The organism is Nocardia acididurans (genome assembly GCF_016741815.1).
GTDB classification, from domain to species: Bacteria; Actinomycetota; Actinomycetes; order Mycobacteriales; family Mycobacteriaceae; genus Nocardia; species Nocardia acididurans.
The window spans coordinates 1-228 of record NZ_JAERRJ010000076.1 but is presented as its reverse complement, the minus strand read 5'-3'; the positions used below and the strand labels follow the sequence as shown (position 1 = coordinate 228).

The window sequence follows — 228 nt, the reverse complement described above, 5'->3', positions numbered from 1 at the left end:
GGCGAACGACAACGGAACCATATCCGGGCGCTCCGCGGCTACCAGTGCGAGGCGGCGGCGGTGGTGTGCGTCGGTCTGCATCGACCCGGCCAGGCCTGCGATGGTGGGGTTTTGGAATATCAGCCGGACCTCGATGTCGAGGTTCATGCTGTGGCGGATGGCTGCGATGACGCGCATGGCGGACAGGGAGTTGCCGCCGAGATCGAAGAAGGAATCATCGACACCGAC

General features: G+C 64.5%; 1 protein-coding gene. It reads right to left on the bottom strand.

The genetic code is table 11. The features are described 5' to 3' along the window. A partial coding sequence (locus tag JK358_RS38860; RefSeq protein WP_201958910.1) for a phosphopantetheine-binding protein occupies positions 1–228 on the bottom strand: 228 nt, incomplete at both ends.